Source organism: Marinobacter vulgaris, from assembly GCF_003344045.1.
GTDB lineage: Bacteria > Pseudomonadota > Gammaproteobacteria > Pseudomonadales > Oleiphilaceae > Marinobacter > Marinobacter vulgaris.
Window position 1 is genome coordinate 1 of the sequence record NZ_QFWX01000019.1, and the last position, 243, is coordinate 243.

Below are 243 nucleotides of genomic sequence, written 5' to 3' on the forward strand. Positions count from 1 at the left end.
CGTAACTCTTCCCGTTAAGCATGCCCGGCGGAACCATCATCAGGGTGTGGAAGTGCGGGTGTGCGCTGCCGTCACTGCCGCGGGTGACTTCCGTGGTGCGTATCCAGCCCTGAACTGGTCGGAACTCTTTACGGTCCTTCAGTCGCTGGAAAGCCGTGTTCATCCGGCTCAGCGTCTCGCCCAGCTCCTCGATCGCGCAGTTGCGCACGGTCAGGGTCAGAAACATCCAGCGGGAATCGGGGT

General features: G+C 61.7%; 1 protein-coding gene. It reads right to left on the bottom strand.

Annotated features, from left to right (window positions below):
• On the bottom strand, positions 1-243 hold a 243-nt coding region (locus DIT71_RS18300), incomplete at both ends, for a protein rep (RefSeq protein WP_227538199.1).